Here is a 16,972-nt window from a genome sequence, read left to right on the forward strand (position 1 = left end):
GCCACCGCCGCGCGGCCGTCCGATGATCACGGAAAGCGGGACCGCGCCCGCCACCACCCCAGGAGGAGCCATGCCGCAGCCGACTCCCGTACAGCACCGTCTGGTCCGCACGCCCGGCGGCCGTATCCATCTCGTGGAGCAGGGCACCGGCCCCCTGGTCCTCTTCGTCCACGGCTTCCCGGAGTCCTGGTACTCCTGGCGCCACCAGCTCCCGGCGCTCGCCGCGGCGGGCTTCCGCGCGGTGGCCGTCGACGTCCGCGGATACGGCCGCTCCTCCGCGCCCGCCGCGGTCGACGCGTACCGGATGCTCGACCACGTCGAGGACACCGCCGCCGTCATCGAGGCCCTCGGCGCCGGGAGCGCGGTCGTCGTGGGCCACGACTGGGGCTCGTCCATCGCCGCCCACACCGCGCTGCTCCGGCCGGACCTCGTCACGGCCGTCGGATTGCTGAGCGTGCCGTACGCACCTCGGGGCGGGCCCCGGCCCACCGAGGCGTTCGCCGCGCTCGGCGGCGACGAGGAGTTCTATGTCGGCTACTTCCAGGAGCCCGGCCGGGCGGAGGCCGAGATCGAACCGGACGTGCGCGGCTGGCTGGCCGGGTTCTACGCCGGGCTCTCGGCCGACACGATGCCGCGCGGCGGCGAGGGCAGCCTCTTCTTCGTGCCCGAAGGCGGCCGGCTCCGCGACCGGTTCCCCGCCGGTGTCCTGCCGTCCTGGCTCACCGAGGCCGATCTCGACGTGTACGCCGGGGAGTTCGAGCGGACCGGCCTGACCGGCGCGCTCAACCGGTACCGCAACGTCGACCGGGACTGGGCGGACCTCGCCCCCTGGGACGGCGCGCCGGTCACCCAGCCGTCCCTCTTCCTCGGCGGCACCCTCGACGCCTCGACCACCTGGATGAGCGAGGCCATCGAGGCGTACCCCACCACCCTTCCCGGTCTGGTCTCCTGCCACCTGCTGGAGGGCTGCGGCCACTGGATCCAACAGGAGCGCGCCGACGAGGTGAACCGCCTCCTCATCGACTGGCTCCTTTCCCCGGCCGTGAGAGTCGGCTAAATCACACACCGTGCGACGGCGCCGGCCAGCGGGCTCCAGCACCGCGAAGCGGCCGGCGTCCCTCGTGGCACTCGCGACGCCGGGCGGTGGGGCGCACTCCGGTGTTGACAGCGGGCGGCGCGCGCGGGCGCGTGCACTTTGAGTGCGCCCCCACGCCCTCCGGGACGTGGCGTGTGAGGCCGCCCGGTTCCGTTGTTCCGTCCTGCTACCTGCACTTAAACCTGTGGGTGAACCGCTTCACGCCGAGTTCGGCCACCGGATGGTTCCCAAGTCTGAGGGTGCTTAACCTGCTGTCACCACCTATGCGCGTCTCGAGGGGGAGCCGTGCTCATGACGTCGATGCAGGGTTACGACAGCCTGGTTGGTAGGGGGGAAGCGTCCGGGTCGGGGGGCCCAGGCGCTCACGGGGAACGGGGGAAATTGCTGGATCGCTCGCCGTACGACCGGCCGGCTCCTGCCGTGCGCGCCGCGGGGGCGTGCACGGTGACGGTGCCGCCGCGCCGTGTCCCGTCGCACCGGGTGACCTGTTCCGCGCCCTTCGGGCGGGCCGCGGAGAGCCGCCGTACGCGCCGTTCGGACCCGGCGCGCAGCAGACGCCTGACGATGTGCGGATACGTTGACCGGGCCGCCCTGAAGGCCGACCCGGCCGGCCGGGCCGTCGACCCGGACGCAGCGCAGGGCCTGGACGCCGTGCCGGGCCCCGGCCACCGCACCGAGGATCCTCGCCCCACAGAGGATCCGGGCCACGCCGAGGACGACGGCGAGAGCGATCAGTACGACCGCACCGGAACCGGGGTGCCGCACGTCTTCGTAGCGGGCCCGGCGGCGGGCGTCGGCCGTCCGCCCCTTCTCTCCGTGCCTCGCGGCCGTTTCCTCCTCTGTACGGGGAGCCGGCCGTCGAGGGCGTCGATGATTCCGCCGTACTGGCGGCAGAGCTGTCCGGGCCCAGTGCCCCGCCCCGATTCCGGCTCGCCGTGTACGGATTCGCACCAGTCCCCCCACCGCACAGGCCAAATGCCTTGACTTCCCGCACAGCTGACGACATTGACTTACAAGGAGCTCACGTGGTGGGAAAACCTGTCGAGATCTCGACAGCGGACCTGGTTGAATCTTCAACTATTGATCATGGGAGTACCCTGCCGGAGCCGACCGCCACCGAGCGGATCCTCGCCGAGGTGCTGGCCGGTCTGGTGAGCGCCGAGCGGGTCCCGGTCGACAGCCACTTCTTCGACGACCTGGGCGCCAATTCCCTGCTCATGGCGCAGTTCTGCGCGCGGGTCAGGAAGCGCGGCGACCTGCCGTCGGTCTCCATGAAGGACGTCTACCGCCACCCGACCATCCGCAGCCTGGCCGGGTCCCTGCCGGCCGTCCCACCCGCCGCCACCGAAGAGCGGGCGCCGGCGGTCCCCGAGGACCCTGCGCCGGCCGGCAGTACACCACGGTTCGTCCTGTGCGGCGCACTCCAGCTGCTGATTTTCCTCAGCTATTCCTACCTCGCCGGAATGGTCACCATCCGCGGCTTCACCTGGGTGTCCGCCGGCTCCGGACTGGCCGACATCTATGTGCGGTCGGCCGTCTTCGGCAGCGCCGGATTCGTCGGCATGTGCCTCTTTCCGGTCGCGGCCAAATGGATTCTCGTCGGCCGCTGGCGGCCCATGGAATTCCCGGTGTGGAGCCTGGCCTATCTGCGTTTCTGGACGGTCCGGGTACTGATCCACGCGAACCCGATGAGGCTCTTCATCGGCAATCCGCTGTACGTGCTCTACCTCCGGGCCCTCGGCGCGCGCATCGGCAAGAACGTCACGATCCTCTCGCCCGCCGTCCCCGTCTGCACCGATCTGCTCACCATCGGCGCCAACACGGTGATCCGCAAGGAGGCGTACTTCCTCTGCTACCGGGCGCACGCCGGGCGGATCCAGACCGGCCCCGTCACCCTCGGCCGGGACGTCTTCGTCGGCGAGCGGACCGTGCTGGACATCAAGACCTCGATGGGCGACGGCGCCCAGCTCGGCCACGCCTCCGCGCTGCAGAGCGGCGAGGCCGTGCCGGCCGGACAGCGGTGGCACGGCTCACCGGCGCAGCGCACGGACGTGGACTACGTACGCGTCGCGCCGACCGGCTGCGGCACCCTGCGCCGTTTCGGGTACGGCTTCCTCACCCTGGTACAGGTGTGTGTCATCTACGTGCCGCTGGGCGTGGGGGCCATGTATTTCCTGCTCACGGAGGTCCCCGCGCTCGGCAGGTGGCTGGGTCCCGGCACCGAGGGGCTCACCTCGGCGGCGCTCTACCTCGACGCGCTGGTCATTTCCGTGGTGGTGTTCTTCGGCTTCACCCTGCTCGGCATGGTCTGGCTGTTCACCGTGCCGCGTCTGCTGAACCTTCTGATCGAGCCGGACAAGGTGTATCCGCTGTACGGCTTCCACTACACGGTGCACCGCGCCATCACGCGGACGACCAACAACAAGTTCTTCAAGTGGCTCTTCGGCGACAGCTCCTACATCGTCCACTACCTGCGCTACCTCGGGTACAACATGTCCCGGATCGAGCAGACCGGGTCCAACTTCGGCACGGACGTGGCGCACGAGACGCCGTTCCTGGCCACCGTCGGCAGCGGCACGATGGTCGCCGACGGACTGTCCATCATCAACGCCGACTTCTCCAGCACGTCCTTCCGGGTGTCCCGGGCGACGATCGGCGCACACAACTTCCTCGGCAACTTCATCGCCTACCCCTCGGGCGGCAGGACCGGAGAGAACTGCCTGCTCGCGACCAAGGTGATGGTGCCGCTGGACGGCGAGGTCCGCGAAGGGGTGGGGCTGCTCGGCTCGCCGAGCTTCGAGATTCCCCGCTCCGTGGAGCGCGATACCCGTTTCGACCACTACCGCACGGGCGAGGAGTTCCGCACCCGCCTCGCGGCGAAGAACCGGCACAACACCGTCACGATCGGCCTCTTCCTGTTCCTGCGGTGGGTGCACGTCTTCGTGCTCACCGTGCTGGCCGTCGCGGCCATCGAACTGTACGGCGTGGCCGAGCAGTTGCTCATCGCGGCGTACATGGCGCTCAGCATGGTCTTCACCGCCGTCTACTTCAGCATGCTGGAGCGGATCATCCTGCGCTTCCGCCCGCTGCGGCCGCAGCTGTGCTCCATCTACCAGCAGTACTTCTGGTGGCACGAGCGCCTGTGGAAGGTGCCCGACACCCACTTCAACGCCTTCAACGGCACCCCGTTCAAGAACCTGCTGTGGCGGATGCTGGGCGTCCGGCTCGGCCGGCGGGTCTTCGACGACGGCTGCTACATCACGGAGCGGACGCTCACCGCCATCGGGGACGACGCCACGCTCAACATGGGAAGCAAGATCCAGTGCCACTCGCAGGAGGACGGCACCTTCAAATCCGACCACAGCACGATCGGCGCCGGCTGCACGCTGGGCATCGGCGCCCTGGTCCACTACGGCGTGACGATGGGCGACGGCGCGGTACTGGCCGCCGACTCCTTCCTGATGAAGGGCGAGGAGATCCCGCAGCACGCCCGGTGGGCCGGAAACCCGGCCGCCGAAACGCACCGGGCGCCCCAGCGGACCGCATGACCCAGCGACCACCGCGCAGGCCGGACGACACGCACCGCGGTGCGCCGACCGGGACGGAGCAGCGGCCCTCGGCATGGAGAGGGCGGCGGGGCCGCCGCCATCGGCACGTACCGGGAACCGCGCACCGAGGCCGGCCGACGGGCCGGCCGGCAAACAGACGACCACGACCGCGCCGCTCCGGACAGCGGCGCGCGGCACCGTGACAGCGGTGCTCGGAGGGGGAAGATCCCATGGCAAAGCCGGCTGAGAGCGGTCGGGAATTCTGGCGGGGTGTGCTCGTGGGAGGCGGCGCCACCGCGCTCCCGCGGTGGACCCTGCATCCAGTGCCGGGCGTCGCCGAACAAGTGGCGAGCGTCCCGGCCGAGGTGGTCACGGCGGTACGCCGGCTGGCGGAGGAGCTGGCGGTGCCGTTCGACTCCCTCCTGCTGGCCGCGCACGCCAAGGTCCTCGCGGCGCTGGCGGGCGAGCGGGACGTGGTGACCGGGCATGTCGCCGTACGGGACGGCCGGCCGCTGCCCTGCCCGCTGACGACCGGTGCCGCCACCTGGCGGGCGCTGGTGCACGACGTGGACCGCGCCGTCTCGCGGCTCCTGACGCACCGTGAGTTCCCGGTCGAGGAGCTCCGGCGCGAACTGGGCGTGACCGGACCCGAGTACGAGACGGTGTGGGACCCGACCGGCGGCGAGGGTGAGCCGACCGGCGACACCGTGTTGTGGGTGGGCGTCACGGCACGCGGCGAGGAACTGGTACTGCGGCTGCGGTACCGCACCGAGGCGCTGGACGCGGCGTGCGTGGACCGGATCGCCGGCTACCACCGCCGCGCACTGGCACTGCTGGCCGCCGGGCCCGACGCCGACCACACGCGGCAGAGCCTGCTGTCCGCCGGCGAACTCCGCTACCAGCTCGACGAGTTGGCCGGACCGCGGCGCGAGCTGCCCGACGCCCGCTTCCACGAGCTGTTCGAGCAGCGGGTACGCGCCCACCCGGACGCCGTCGCCGCCGTACAGGGCACCCGGCAGTGGACGTACCGGGAGCTCAACGCACACGCCAACAAGCTGGGCCGCGTCCTGCTGGCCAGGGGCCTGCGCCGGGAAGGCGTCGTCGCCGTGGTGACCGAACGCAACCTGGACTGGATGGCCGCCGTGCTGGCGGTCTTCAAGGCCGGCGGCGTCTACCTGCCCATCGAGCCGCACTTCCCGGCCGACCGCATCGCCACCACGCTCTCCCGCGCGGAGTGCGGCCTCGTGCTGACCGAACCCGGCAGCACCACCACCCTGGACGAGGCGCTGACCGCCGTGCCCGGCGCCCGCAAGCTCCTCATCGGCACCGCGTACGAGGAAGGACACACCGAGGACGACCTCGGGATCGTCATCGAGCCGGACCAGCTCGCGTACATCTACTTCACCTCCGGCTCGACCGGCGAGCCCAAGGGTGCGATGTGCGAGCACGCCGGGATGCTCAACCACCTCTACGCCAAGATCGAGGACCTGGGCATCGGCGAGGGACAGGTGGTCGCCCAGACCGCACCCCAGTGCTTCGACATCTCGCTGTGGCAGCTGGTCTCCGCACTGCTGGTCGGCGGCCGGACGCTGCTGGTCGGGCAGGACGCCGTACTGGACGTCCAGCGGTTCGTCGACACCATCGCCGAGGGCCGCGCCGGTGTCGTCCAGGTCGTCCCGTCCTACCTCGAAGTCGTGCTGTCCGCGCTGGAGGCGGCGCCCCGCGAACTGCCCGACCTGCACTGCGTGTCCGTCACCGGCGAAGCCCTGAAAATGGAGCTGGCCCAGCGGTTCTTCACGGTCCTGCCGGGCCTGAAGCTGGTCAACGCCTACGGCCTCACCGAGACCTCGGACGACACCAACCACGAGGTGATGGTCCGCGCGCCCGAGGGCGACCGGGTACCGCTCGGCCCCGCCGTGCGCAATGTGCACGTCCACGTCGTCGACGACCACCTCGCCCCGGTGCCGCTCGGCGCCCCCGGCGAGATCGTCTTCTCCGGCGTCTGCGTCGGCCGCGGCTACGTGAACGACCCGGAGCGCACCCGGCAGGCGTTCCTGCCCGACCCCCACCGGCCCGGCGCCCGCCTGTACCGCAGCGGCGACCGGGGCCGCTGGCAGGCGGAGGGCAAGCTCGAATTCCTCGGCCGCCGGGACACCCAGGTCAAGATCCGCGGCTTCCGCATCGAGATCGGCGAGATCGAGAACGCACTGCTGCGGATGGCCGGGGTACGGGACGGCGCCGTCGTGGTCGCCGAGCGCGCCGACCGCAGCAAGCACCTGATCGCCTTCTACTCCGGACGCGAACTGGAGGTCACCGCGCTGCGCGAAGGGCTGGGGGAGTCGCTGCCCGGCTACATGGTGCCCGCCGCCTTCCACCACCTGGACAGCCTGCCGCTGACCCCCAACAGCAAGATCGACCGGAAGGCGCTGACCGCGCTGGCCGGCCGGCTGGGGATGGCCGAGGAGGACTACCACGCGCCGCGCACGGCCACCGAACGGCGGCTGGCCGCCGCCTGGTCCACCGTGCTCGGCATCCCGCAGGAACGCATCGGCCGGCGCGACCACTTCTTCGACCGCGGCGGCACCTCCCTGTCGGCGGTGAAGCTCGCCGTCACCCTGAAGCGCGCCGTCTCCCTGAAGGACGTCACCCGCCACCCGGTCCTCGCCGACCTGGCCGACGTGGTCGACGGCCGCTCCGTACGCCGCGAAGGGCTGCTGCACGCCCTCGCGGAGCCGGGCGGCAGCACCAACGGGGCGCTGGTGTGCTTCCCGTACGCCGGCGGCAACGCGGTCAACTTCCAGCCGCTGGCCCGTGCCCTGCGCGGCACCGGGCGCGCGGTGTACGCCGTGGAACTGCCCGGGCACGACCTCACGGCGCACAGCGAGGCGTTCGCGTCCCTGGAGGACGTGGCCGAGCAGGCCGCCACCGAGATCGTCCGGCGCGGCCTGGACGACGTACTGCTGTGGGGCCACTCCTCGGGCACCGCCTTCGCGGCCGAGACGGCCCGGCGCCTGGAACGGCGCGGCGTGACCGTTCAGCGCCTCTTCCTCGCCGCGCAGCTGCCCGGCGACGCCGCCGCCCGGCGCGCCGCCATGACCGTACTCGCCGGCCGCGACAACGCGACGATCGCCGCGCAACTGTCGGCGGAGGGCGGCTACACCGAACTGGAGGAACTGGACGCCCAGCGCGCCGAACACGTCGGCGCGGCCTACCGCCACGACTGCCTCGCCGCCCACCGGTACTTCGCCGGCCTGCTGCAGGACCCGCCGGCGGAGAAGCTGTCCGCGCCGGTCACCGTGGTCGTCACCGCCGACGACCCGGTCACGGCCGACGCCGGCCTCCGCCACCAGGACTGGCAGCTGCTCGCCGAGGACGTGGCGCTGCACGAACTGCCCGACGGCGGCCACTACTTCCTACGCACCCGCCCCGACCGGGCGGCACAGGCCGTACAGGCCGCCGCCGCTTTGTTGGCTTCTTCTTGATAACAACGAAAGGAAGATCGGAAATGTCGCAATTCCCGGCGTCCCTGCTCGACGTGGAACGCCAGCCAGGCAGGCCCCCGATGCTGCGGGCCGAGACCACCGGCGACGCGCCGCGCTGGGTCGCCGAGCACCGGGACGCGCTGCGCGCCACCGTTGCCGAACACGGCGCACTGCTCGTCCGCGGCCTGGGCTTACGGGACCCGGCCGGTACCGGAGCCGTCTTCCGGCTGCTGGCCACCGGCCTGGTGAGCGAGCAGGAGGCGTTCGCGCCCCGGCGGAACTATCCCGAGGAGGGCGTCTACTCCTCCACCAAATGGCCGCCGAACCAGCAGATGTGCATGCACCACGAGCTGAGTTACACCCTCGCCTTCCCCGGCCTGATGATGTTCGCCTGCCTGACCGCGCCGGCCGAGGGCGGGGCCACCGCGGTCGCCGACGCGCCCACTGTGCTCGACGCGCTCCCCACCGAACTGGTGCGGCGCTTCGAGCGGGAGGGCTGGCTGCTCACCCGCAGTTACAACGACGAGATCGGCGCGTCCTGGGAGGAGGCGTTCGGCACCGATGACCGCGGCGTTGTCGAACGGTACTGCCGCGCGAACGCGATCGCCTTCGAATGGCAGGACGACGGCGGCCTGCGCACCCGCCAGCGCCGCAGCGCCGTGGTGAGCCACCCGGTCACCGGCCGGCGCTGCTGGTTCAACCAGATCGCCTTCCTGAACGAATGGACCATGGCGCCCGAGGTGCACGAGTACCTGGTGGACGTCTACGGCCCCGACGGGCTGCCGTTCAACACCCGCTTCGGCGGCGGCGACCCCATCGGAGAGGACATCGTGCAATTGCTCAACAAGGTCTACGAGGAGCACACCGCCCGCGAGCCCTGGCAGGCCGGCGATCTGCTCCTGGTGGACAACGTCCGTACCGCGCACAGCAGGGAGCCCTTCGAGGGACCGCGCGAGGTGCTGGTGGCGATGGCCGACGAGGTGCGGCTGGCCGACTGCGCGCCCACGATCGAGGTGACCGCCCGGTGACGACCATCCACCCCACCGCCGCCGAAACCACCGGCCGGGGGCCGAAGCGGGTACCGCCGTTCGCGGTGGTCTCCGGCTCCCAGGTCCAGCGCGCCCTGCAGGGCCGCGAGCGGCAGCTCGTCGACCTGGTCGAGGCCACCTACCGGCTGCACGGCGCCGGCAACACGGTCAACCCGCCCTCGTACTTCCTGCGGTTCCCGGACCGCCCGTCCTCGCGGATCATCGCGCTGCCCGCGTCGGTGGGCGGCCAGGAACCGGTCGACGGCCTGAAATGGATATCCAGCTTTCCCGAGAACGTCGCGGCCGGCATTCCCCGGGCGTCGGCGGTCCTGATCCTCAACGACCACGACACCGGTTACCCGTTCGCCTGTCTGGAGAGCTCGATCATCTCCGCCACCCGCACGGCCGCCTCGGCGGCGTCGGCGGCCGACTGGCTCAGCCGCGGCCGGCCGCGGCCCGCGCGGGTCGGCTTCTTCGGTACGGGCCTCATCGCCCGCTACATCCACACATTCCTGGCCGCCACGGGCTGGGCGTTCGAGGAGATCGGCGTGCACGACGTGTCCGCCGACAGCGCCGCGGGCTTCCGCACGTACCTCGAACAGTCCGGCGCCGACGGCCGGATCACCGTCCACGACAGCGCCGAGCAGCTGATCCGCCACAGCGACCTGGTGGTCTTCGCCACCGTCGCGGGCCGGCCGCACGTCAGCGACGTGTCGTGGTTCGCACACCATCCGCTGGTGCTGCACGTCTCGCTGCGCGACCTCGCGCCGCAGATCGTGCTCGCCTCGTCCAACATCGTCGACGACATCGAACACTGTCTGAAGGCCGACACCTCACCCCACCTGGCCGAACAGCTCTCCGGCAGCAGGGACTTCCTGCACGGGACGCTGGCCGAGGTGATGGCGGGGCAGGTGCGGCCGCCGGCGGACCGCCCGCTGGTCTTCTCGCCGTTCGGACTGGGGGTCCTGGACCTGGCGGTCGGCAAGTACGTCTACGACGAAGTGGTCCGCTCGGGAGAGCTGCACGTCATCGACGGTTTCTTCCACGAGCTGCGCCGGTACGGATGAGCGGCCGGGTCCTACGGCCGCACATGGGGGGTCATCAAATGAGGGGGTCATCGTGCCAGTCATATCCGTTCCCCTGGACTTCAATGAGGAAGAGCTCTACGTCGACCTGCGATCCACCTTCGGGCAGCCACTTTTCCTGAAGTGCGAGGGCTTCAACTTCGCCGGGTCGATCAAGCTGAAGGCGGCGGCGGAGATGGTCGAGGCCGCGGAGCGCGAGGGTGCGCTGATGCCGGGATCGGTCCTGGTGGAATCCTCGTCCGGGAATCTGGGCGTGGCACTCAGCATGATCGCGGCAAGCAAGGGCTACGGGTTCGTCTGCGTGACCGACCCGCGCTGCAACCTGTCGTCCCGGCGGATGATGGAGGCCCTGGGCAGCCAGGTGCACATCATCGCCGAACCGGACACCCACGGCGGCTGGCTGGGCGCGCGGATCGACTACGTGCGCGCCCTGTGCGCCTCCGACGACCGGTACGTCTGGCTGAACCAGTACACCAACCCGGGCAACTGGAAGGCGCACTACCGCACCACCGCACCCGCGATCGCGCGCCAATTCCCGGACCTGGACGTGCTGTTCGTCGGCGCCGGTACCACCGGCACGCTGATGGGCTGCGCGCGCTACTTCTGGGAGTGGCACCGCCGGGTGCGCGTGATCGCCGTCGACAGCGTCGGCTCGGTCACCTTCGGCGGCCCGCCCGGCCGCCGGATGATCCCGGGCCTGGGCACCAGCGTCCGCCCGGCGCTGCTGGACGAGTCCTACGTGGACGAGGTGATCCAGGTGGAGGAGGCCGACACCGTCCGCGCCTGCCACCGTCTGGCCCGCAGCGGATTCCTGTTCGGCGGTTCCACCGGCACGGTGGTCAGCGGCGCGACCGACTGGCTGGCGCGTCATGAGGACCGCGACCTGACAGCGGTGGCCATCGCCCCTGACCTCGGCGAGCGCTACCTCGACACCATCTACCAGACCAACTGGCTCCAGGACCTGTACGGAGAGGAGATCCTCAGCGCCGACGAGCTGACGGCCGGCTCCCGCTCGGCCTGACCGAGGCGCTGCCGCCGCGCCCACCGGCCCCCTTTCGCAGCGGGCCGGTGGGCGCGGCGTCCGTACTCGACGTCAGTCGCGTTCCGGCAGCTGGGCGAGGAAGTCCAGCAGCGCCGCGTTCACCTCTTCGGGGCGCTCCTGCTGCGTCCAGTGGCCGCAGCCGGGCAGCGTGATGTTGGCGTGCAGCCGCGGCAGCACCTGGTCCAGGGCCGGCAGCAGCCGGTCCATGCCGGGGAACGCCCGGACCAGGTCCCGGTCCCCGGCGACGTACAGCGCGGGTATGTCGATGCCCCGGCCGTGGAACGGCGCGAGCAGCTCCCAGTTGCGGTCGATGTTCCGGTACCAGTTGAGGCCGCCGGTGAACGCCCGGTCACCGTGCTCCGCGTAGTCGTGCGCGAAGGCGTCGATGTCGGCGTCGGTGAGCCAGCCGGGCAGCTCCTTCGGCTCCTCCATCGTGTCCAGCACCGAATGGCCCTCGGGGATCACCCACGGCACCGGCGGGTCGGTGAACGGGCTGTCCCCGGAACCGCCGTACAGCAGCCGCCGGAACGTCGACCGCACGTCCCGGGCCAGCTCGGCGTCCGCGACCCCGGGCTCCTGGAAGTACTGCTGGTAGAAACCCTCGCCGAGCTGGGCGCGCAGGGCCGGCAGCGGTGGGGCCGTGCCGCGCGGCACCGGCGGCACGCTCAGCCCGGCGACGCCGCGCACCACATCGGGGCGGAGCATGGCGGTCGTCCAGGCAACCGGCGCGCCCCAGTCGTGCCCCACCACGACCGCCTGCTCCTCACCGAGGGCCCGTATCAGCCCGATCACGTCCCCGGTGAGATGCAGCATGGTGTACGCGGAGATGTCCGCCGGCTGCTCGCTGCGGGCGTAGCCGCGCTGATCGGGGGCGACGACCCGGTACCCGGCCGCGGCCAGCGGCCCGAACTGGTGCCGCCAGGAGTACCACGACTCCGGGAAGCCGTGCAGCAGCAGGACCAGTGGCCCCTGCCCCTGCTCGGCGATGTGCAGCCGCACGCCGTTGACCTCGACGAACCGGTGCTCGACGGAAGGGGCCTCGACGGAAGGGGTCACCTGTCTCCTCCTGCGCTCGTGTGTACGTGAACTCGGGTCACGGTCACTCCTGATGAACGGTGCGGAAGGCGGCCATGTTCCGCATTCCGCTTGCCGGTCGGGGGAGTTGAGGCTCCGGCCTGGGGTCAGCCCAACCCCGAGAACGTGTCCAGAAGTCGGCTCGGTGCGGCCTGCTGCCAGGAGTCCACGACGATGTCGCGCAGCTCGTCCAGGTCCTCCAGCGCGGCCAGCCGCACCCGCACCCAGGCGGAACCCGCCTCGTGCCGCGGCACCCAGAACTTCTCGGGCTCCGCCGCTATCAGCTCCCCCCGCTCCAGGACGGGGCACCGCACGGCGAACGAGGTCTCGTCGTCGGGGAGCGTGAGGAACATCTTCCCGGAGACCCGGAAGGTGGGCATGCTCCAGGCTTCCTTCTCCACCGTCTCCGGCAGGGAGAGGGCGATCCGGCGTACGTCATCGGAGTCGGGCATGGGATCACCGTAAACCGCACCACTGACATCGGCCCGCCGGACGCCCGTCCGGCCGGACCGCCCGGCCGGAACCGCCCCCCGATCAAGCGGCCGTCAGCATCCGTTGAGGACCGACGACAGCGCACTCTTCTCGGCGGAGTCGACGCTCAGCCCGTAGGAGTACTTCACCTGGACCCAGGCCCGCGCGTAGGTGCACTTGTAGGTGGTGCGGGAGGGCCACCAGGTGGCGGGGTCCTGGTCGCCCTTGGACTGGTTGACGTTGTCGGTGACGGCGAGCAGCTGCGGCCGCGTGAGGTCGTTCGCGAAGCTCTGCCGCTTGGTGGTGGTCCAGGCGTACGCGCCGGAGTCCCACGCCTCGGCGAGCGGCACGAGGTGATCGATGTCGACATCGGAGGCGGCCGACCACGTGGCGCCGTCGTAGGGCGAATACCAGCTGCCGCTGGTCGCGGCACAGGAGGAGTCGGTGACGACATTCGTGCCGTCGCGCTTGAGCACCGTCTCGCGGGTGTTGCACGCCCCGCTGATGGTGATCCAGTGCGGGAACAGGTCGCGGCTGTAGCCGTCCCGCGAATGCTCGGCACTGACGCTGAGCGAAGCCAGATACGAACGGGCGGTGGCGGCACTGACGGGAGTGGGCAGCGCGGCCTGCGCGGGGGCGCCGGCGAAGAGACTCAGGGCGGCGGTCGCAGCGGCCACACTCGTGACGGCGACACCACGACGACGAACGGATATGTGCATGACACGCTCCACGTTCCGGGACGGACGACGGGACGGACGACGATGATCCGAGCAGAGCAACTACGGGGGAGTGGCGGGTTCATAGTGCTCCGCTTCCGTCTATGCGGGTAGACGCCGGAGGTGAAATCTGCGTGACTGCACGGCGGCAGGCCGGGTCGCCCGAAGGGCTTGGTCAGCTCTTGGCTTGGTCAGCTCTTGGGCTCGGTCAGCTCTTGGGCCCGGCCGCGTCGCTCCGGCCCGGCTCCAGCCCGCGGCGGAGCTGGTGCAGCCCCCGCCGGGCGTGGCTCTTGACCGTGCCGAGGGGCCAGCCGGTGCGTTCCGCGATCTGCGCCTGGGTGAGGTCGTCGTAGAAGGTCATGCGCAGCACCTGTTGTTGCGGCGCGGGCAGCCGGGCGAGCTCTCGGCTCACCAGTACGCGGTCGAGTGCCTCGTCCGGCCGGCCGGTCGCCTCGTCGGCGTACGACAGGGCCGAGCCCGCCGCATCGATCAGCAGGGCCCGGCGCGTGCGTGCCGCCAGGGCATCCGCGATCTTGTGCCGGGCGATCCCGGTCAGCCACCCGGTGACCGACCCGCGGCTCGCCCGGTACCGGTGCCGGTTCCGCCACACGGCCAGAAAGACCTGCTGGGTGACGTCTTCGGCCTCCTGCGAGTCGCCCAGCGTCCTCCGGGCCAGGGCGAGGACCAGCGGCTGCCAGCGGTGGTACGCGATGGCCAGGTACGCCTCGCTGCCCGCGGCGAGCCGGCGCACGAGTTCCTCGTCCGTGAGCGGACCCGGCGTCGGGACGTCCATGGGCTGCGCATCGGGTGCGGGCTGCGATGCCGGGCGGAGTGCGGCGGTACGGTCTGCGGACATGACGACTGCGCCTCCTGGCAGGGCCCGGCGGAACGGCGGCACCATCCTGAAAATCCTTCCTCCGTCTCGGCAACTCGCGTCGTTTGTGCGTCGTATGCTCGGTCCGTGGAGCGCGAACAGGCAGGGCACGCACGCACAGGGCATACGGACACGCGGAGCGCAGACCGGCAGCCGGGTGCTCCCGGCCCCGGCCCCGGTACCGCGATGACGACGGGCGACCTCGCCAGACGCCTCGGAGTCGCGCCCACCACCCTCCGCTCCTGGGACCGGCGTTACGGTCTCGGCCCCGCCGTGCACCCCGAGGGACAGCACCGGCGCTGGACGCCCCAGGACGTCGCCGTACTGGAGGAGATGTGCCGCCTCACGTCGGCCGGTGTGCCACCGGCCGAGGCGGCCCGTGCCGCCAAGGACTGGGCCACGTCAGCGAGTCGACGGGATGAGCGCGCCCAGCAAGAGTCCGCGCTCGCGCTCCCGGCCTCCGCACGGACCGTTCTGCGCCCCGGTGACGTACGTCTGGAGTGCCGGGGCCTCATCCGCGCCGCCACCCGGCTCGACGCCCCGACCATCTCCCGCCAGTTGACGTCCCTCGTCGACGCACACGGACTGGTCACGGCCTGGGACCAGGTGCTGGTGCCGACCCTGCACGCTGTCGGCCGCAAATGGGAAACCACGTCCAGCGACCGCTACGTAGAGGCGGAACACCTGCTGTCCTGGCACGTCTCCACCGCGCTCCGCCGTGTCTCCACGCCCCCGATGACGGACAGCACGCCGCTGCTCCTGGCCTGCGTACCGGAGGAGCAGCACACGCTGCCCCTCGAAGCGCTCAACGCCGCGCTCTCCGAACGCGGCCTGCCCACCCGTATGTTCGGCGCGGCGGTACCGATCGATGCGCTCGCCGCGGCCGTACGGCGCACCGGACCCCCGGCAATCGTCCTCTGGTCCCAGGTACGCGGCACCGCCGGCCCGCCCCTCGCCAGGCAGGTGGCCGCCACACGGTGGGGCGTGCGAGGCGCACGCCGCCAACCCGTCGTACTCCTCTGCGGCCCCGGCTGGGCAACAAGCGCCCCGCAAACAGGGATGCGCCATCCCCTCACCCTGCACGACGCACTCATGGCCCTCACGCAGCTCTGCGAGGCCAACGCCGCCAAACCGGCCGACCAGTCAGCAGCTGGTCACTGATTCACCTCGCCCGGGCGCACGGCATCGTGCCGTCCCCGTCCCGCAAGACCGGGACGGGGACGGCGAGGGACAACGTCAGGTGCCGGCCTTGCGCCCGTAGACGTACACCTCGTCGCCGGTCCTCAGCAGTTTCCAGTAGCTCTTCGCGTCCGTGGGCCGCATGTTGACGCAGCCGTGCGAGCCCGGTGCCGACCACACGCTGCCGTCGATGGCATGGAACGCCTCGCCGCCGTCGAAGAACTGGCTGTACGGCATCGGCACGTCGTACAGCGAGGAGACATGGTCCTTGTGGCGCCAGTAGACCTGGTGCAGTCCGGTGCGCGTCTCGTGCTTGTTCCGCCCCGTCCGCACCGGCACCGGCCCCTTGACGAGCTTGCGGCCGTCCTGGATCCAGCTGATCTGCCGGGTCAGGTCCACGCACGCGATGCGGCCCTTGTTCACGGGGCAGTTGCCCGCCCGGTTGGGGTTCTTCCCCGCGGCCCGCTGCTGTTTCACGACCTTCATCACGTTCCAGGTGACCGGCCCCGCGTATCCGTACTGCGGGTGGATGCCGTGCGCACGCTGGAAATCCCGGATCGCGCGGCAGTCGCCGACCGACTGCCTGCCGTCGGCCTTCCGCCCGAGGAACCTCTCGGCCGCTTTCTGGTACGGCCCCTGCAGGCCGCCGCACCAGGAGCCGGAGGCGGCGTGCGCCGGCGCCGACTGCAGCCCGACCACTAACAGCGGCGACAGCAACCCGGCTGCCGCCGCGTATACAGCCCCGCGTCTCCCGCGGGATATTCGCGTACTCGTCATGGACCACCGCTTTCGTCTCGACGCCGTCCAGGGCGCCCGCCAATGGGTGATTGCGCCGCATGAGGCCATGTACGCCTCATGAGTCCCGCGCGTCATCAGATTAGACGGCAATCAGCCACCAAAACCGGTGATTACCGAACAACAGGCCCTGGTCGTCGCCCATGACAGCGCCGTCGCGCATCGGGGGCCGGGAACGCCTCGCCCGACTGTGTCGAAGACGATGTGTTTACCGCCCGCACCGTCGGGCAGGCAGAAAATCACGTGCTTCGGACAGTAGGCACGCCCCGTGGGAGAAGTGGCTTCCTGGCGGGCGCGTCTGTCTGGTCGCTGCTTCGCCCACGGATCCGGCAAGAAGAGTGTCGAGGACCAGGGAGAGCCAGGACCATGCTCAGCACGCCCCCCACGACCACGAACACGACCACGACCACCACGATCACGAGCACCGAGAACGAGCCCGAGAACGCCCCCCAGAGCGGGATCCGGAGCGAGGACACGCGCCCCGCTCAGGAGCCGACGGCGGCCGAGACCACCGTGGCGCGGCGTACGGGCGCTCGTCGCCACGGGGACACGTCCCGTACTCGCCCGCCGGGCAAGCCCGCC

13 protein-coding genes are annotated in these 16,972 nt (G+C 71.0%); 8 read left to right on the forward strand and 5 right to left on the reverse strand.

Annotation, left to right across the window (positions count from 1 at the left end):
- Window positions 1-70 precede the first annotated feature (70 nt).
- From CCS38_RS18620 to sbnA, 6 genes are all read left to right on the forward strand, one after another.
- Window positions 71-1,057 carry an alpha/beta fold hydrolase gene (locus CCS38_RS18620; protein WP_223734419.1) on the forward strand — a complete coding sequence of 329 codons (987 nt, stop codon included), beginning with the start codon at window positions 71-73 and terminating at the stop codon, window positions 1,055-1,057.
- A gap of 1,064 nt (window positions 1,058-2,121) precedes the next feature.
- Entirely contained in the window at window positions 2,122-4,644 is a 2,523-nt protein-coding gene (locus CCS38_RS18625) for a Pls/PosA family non-ribosomal peptide synthetase (protein ID WP_372457110.1), read from the forward strand.
- Window positions 4,645-4,874: 230 nt separating this feature from the next.
- Window positions 4,875-8,126 carry a non-ribosomal peptide synthetase gene (locus CCS38_RS18630; RefSeq protein WP_223734420.1) on the forward strand — a complete coding sequence of 1,084 codons (3,252 nt, stop codon included), beginning with the start codon at window positions 4,875-4,877 and terminating at the stop codon, window positions 8,124-8,126.
- Between the two features lie 23 nt (window positions 8,127-8,149).
- Window positions 8,150-9,154, forward strand: coding sequence for a TauD/TfdA family dioxygenase (locus CCS38_RS18635; protein ID WP_223734421.1), 1,005 nt, complete (start codon window positions 8,150-8,152; stop codon window positions 9,152-9,154).
- A complete protein-coding gene (sbnB, locus tag CCS38_RS18640; RefSeq protein ID WP_372457111.1) occupies window positions 9,151-10,221 on the forward strand; it encodes a 2,3-diaminopropionate biosynthesis protein SbnB in 1,071 nt (356 codons plus the stop codon). Before CCS38_RS18635 ends, sbnB begins: the two co-directional genes overlap by 4 nt.
- A 52-nt stretch (window positions 10,222-10,273) precedes the next feature.
- Window positions 10,274-11,260 (forward strand): 2,3-diaminopropionate biosynthesis protein SbnA, encoded by a 987-nt coding sequence (gene sbnA, locus CCS38_RS18645; protein ID WP_223734422.1) that lies wholly within the window; start codon window positions 10,274-10,276, stop codon window positions 11,258-11,260.
- A 72-nt stretch (window positions 11,261-11,332) separates the two neighbouring features.
- Here sbnA and CCS38_RS18650 read toward each other — a convergent pair whose 3' ends face one another.
- The 4 genes from CCS38_RS18650 to CCS38_RS18665 form a co-directional block, all read right to left on the reverse strand.
- Window positions 11,333-12,337, reverse strand: a complete 1,005-nt coding sequence (locus CCS38_RS18650) for an alpha/beta fold hydrolase (protein ID WP_223734423.1) — start codon at window positions 12,335-12,337, stop codon at window positions 11,333-11,335.
- Window positions 12,338-12,462: 125 nt separating this feature from the next.
- A complete protein-coding gene (locus tag CCS38_RS18655) occupies window positions 12,463-12,807 on the reverse strand; it encodes an MmcQ/YjbR family DNA-binding protein (RefSeq protein WP_223734424.1) in 345 nt (114 codons plus the stop codon).
- 93 nt (window positions 12,808-12,900) lie between these two features.
- Window positions 12,901-13,545, reverse strand: a complete 645-nt coding sequence (locus tag CCS38_RS18660) for an HNH endonuclease family protein (RefSeq protein WP_223734425.1) — start codon at window positions 13,543-13,545, stop codon at window positions 12,901-12,903.
- A 205-nt stretch (window positions 13,546-13,750) separates the two neighbouring features.
- Complete coding sequence (locus CCS38_RS18665) at window positions 13,751-14,398, reverse strand: RNA polymerase sigma factor (RefSeq protein WP_223734426.1); 648 nt, start codon at window positions 14,396-14,398, stop codon at window positions 13,751-13,753.
- Window positions 14,399-14,602: 204 nt separating this feature from the next.
- On the opposite strand from CCS38_RS18665, the gene CCS38_RS18670 reads away from it, so the two are divergent.
- A complete protein-coding gene (locus tag CCS38_RS18670; protein WP_223734427.1) occupies window positions 14,603-15,577 on the forward strand; it encodes a MerR family transcriptional regulator in 975 nt (324 codons plus the stop codon).
- Between the two features lie 75 nt (window positions 15,578-15,652).
- Here the strand turns inward: CCS38_RS18670 and CCS38_RS18675 are convergent, their stop codons facing one another.
- Window positions 15,653-16,372: a L,D-transpeptidase family protein gene (locus tag CCS38_RS18675; protein WP_223734428.1), complete on the reverse strand. Its 720-nt coding sequence runs from the start codon at window positions 16,370-16,372 to the stop codon at window positions 15,653-15,655.
- 384 nt (window positions 16,373-16,756) lie between these two features.
- Between CCS38_RS18675 and CCS38_RS18680 the strand changes: the two genes are divergently transcribed.
- Window positions 16,757-16,972 (forward strand): hypothetical protein (locus CCS38_RS18680; RefSeq protein WP_223734429.1); only part of this gene is annotated, 216 nt, incomplete at its 3' end.

It is taken from the genome of Streptomyces purpurogeneiscleroticus, assembly GCF_020024005.1.
In the GTDB taxonomy this organism is placed as follows: domain Bacteria; phylum Actinomycetota; class Actinomycetes; order Streptomycetales; family Streptomycetaceae; genus Streptomyces; species Streptomyces purpurogeneiscleroticus.

Excerpts from the sequence above, each read along its gene's own strand:
- CCS38_RS18630 (WP_223734420.1), top strand. The coding sequence starts at position 4,875 with ATGGCAAAGCCGGCTGAGAGCGGTCGGGAATTCTGGCGGGGTGTGCTC.
- CCS38_RS18620 (WP_223734419.1), top strand. The coding sequence starts at position 71 with ATGCCGCAGCCGACTCCCGTACAGCACCGTCTGGTCCGCACGCCCGGC.
- CCS38_RS18675 (WP_223734428.1), bottom strand. The coding sequence starts at position 16,372 with ATGACGAGTACGCGAATATCCCGCGGGAGACGCGGGGCTGTATACGCG.
- CCS38_RS18660 (WP_223734425.1), bottom strand. The coding sequence starts at position 13,545 with ATGCACATATCCGTTCGTCGTCGTGGTGTCGCCGTCACGAGTGTGGCC.
- CCS38_RS18635 (WP_223734421.1), top strand. The coding sequence starts at position 8,150 with ATGTCGCAATTCCCGGCGTCCCTGCTCGACGTGGAACGCCAGCCAGGC.
- CCS38_RS18655 (WP_223734424.1), bottom strand. The coding sequence starts at position 12,807 with ATGCCCGACTCCGATGACGTACGCCGGATCGCCCTCTCCCTGCCGGAG.
- CCS38_RS18670 (WP_223734427.1), top strand. The coding sequence starts at position 14,603 with ATGACGACGGGCGACCTCGCCAGACGCCTCGGAGTCGCGCCCACCACC.
- CCS38_RS18665 (WP_223734426.1), bottom strand. The coding sequence starts at position 14,398 with ATGTCCGCAGACCGTACCGCCGCACTCCGCCCGGCATCGCAGCCCGCA.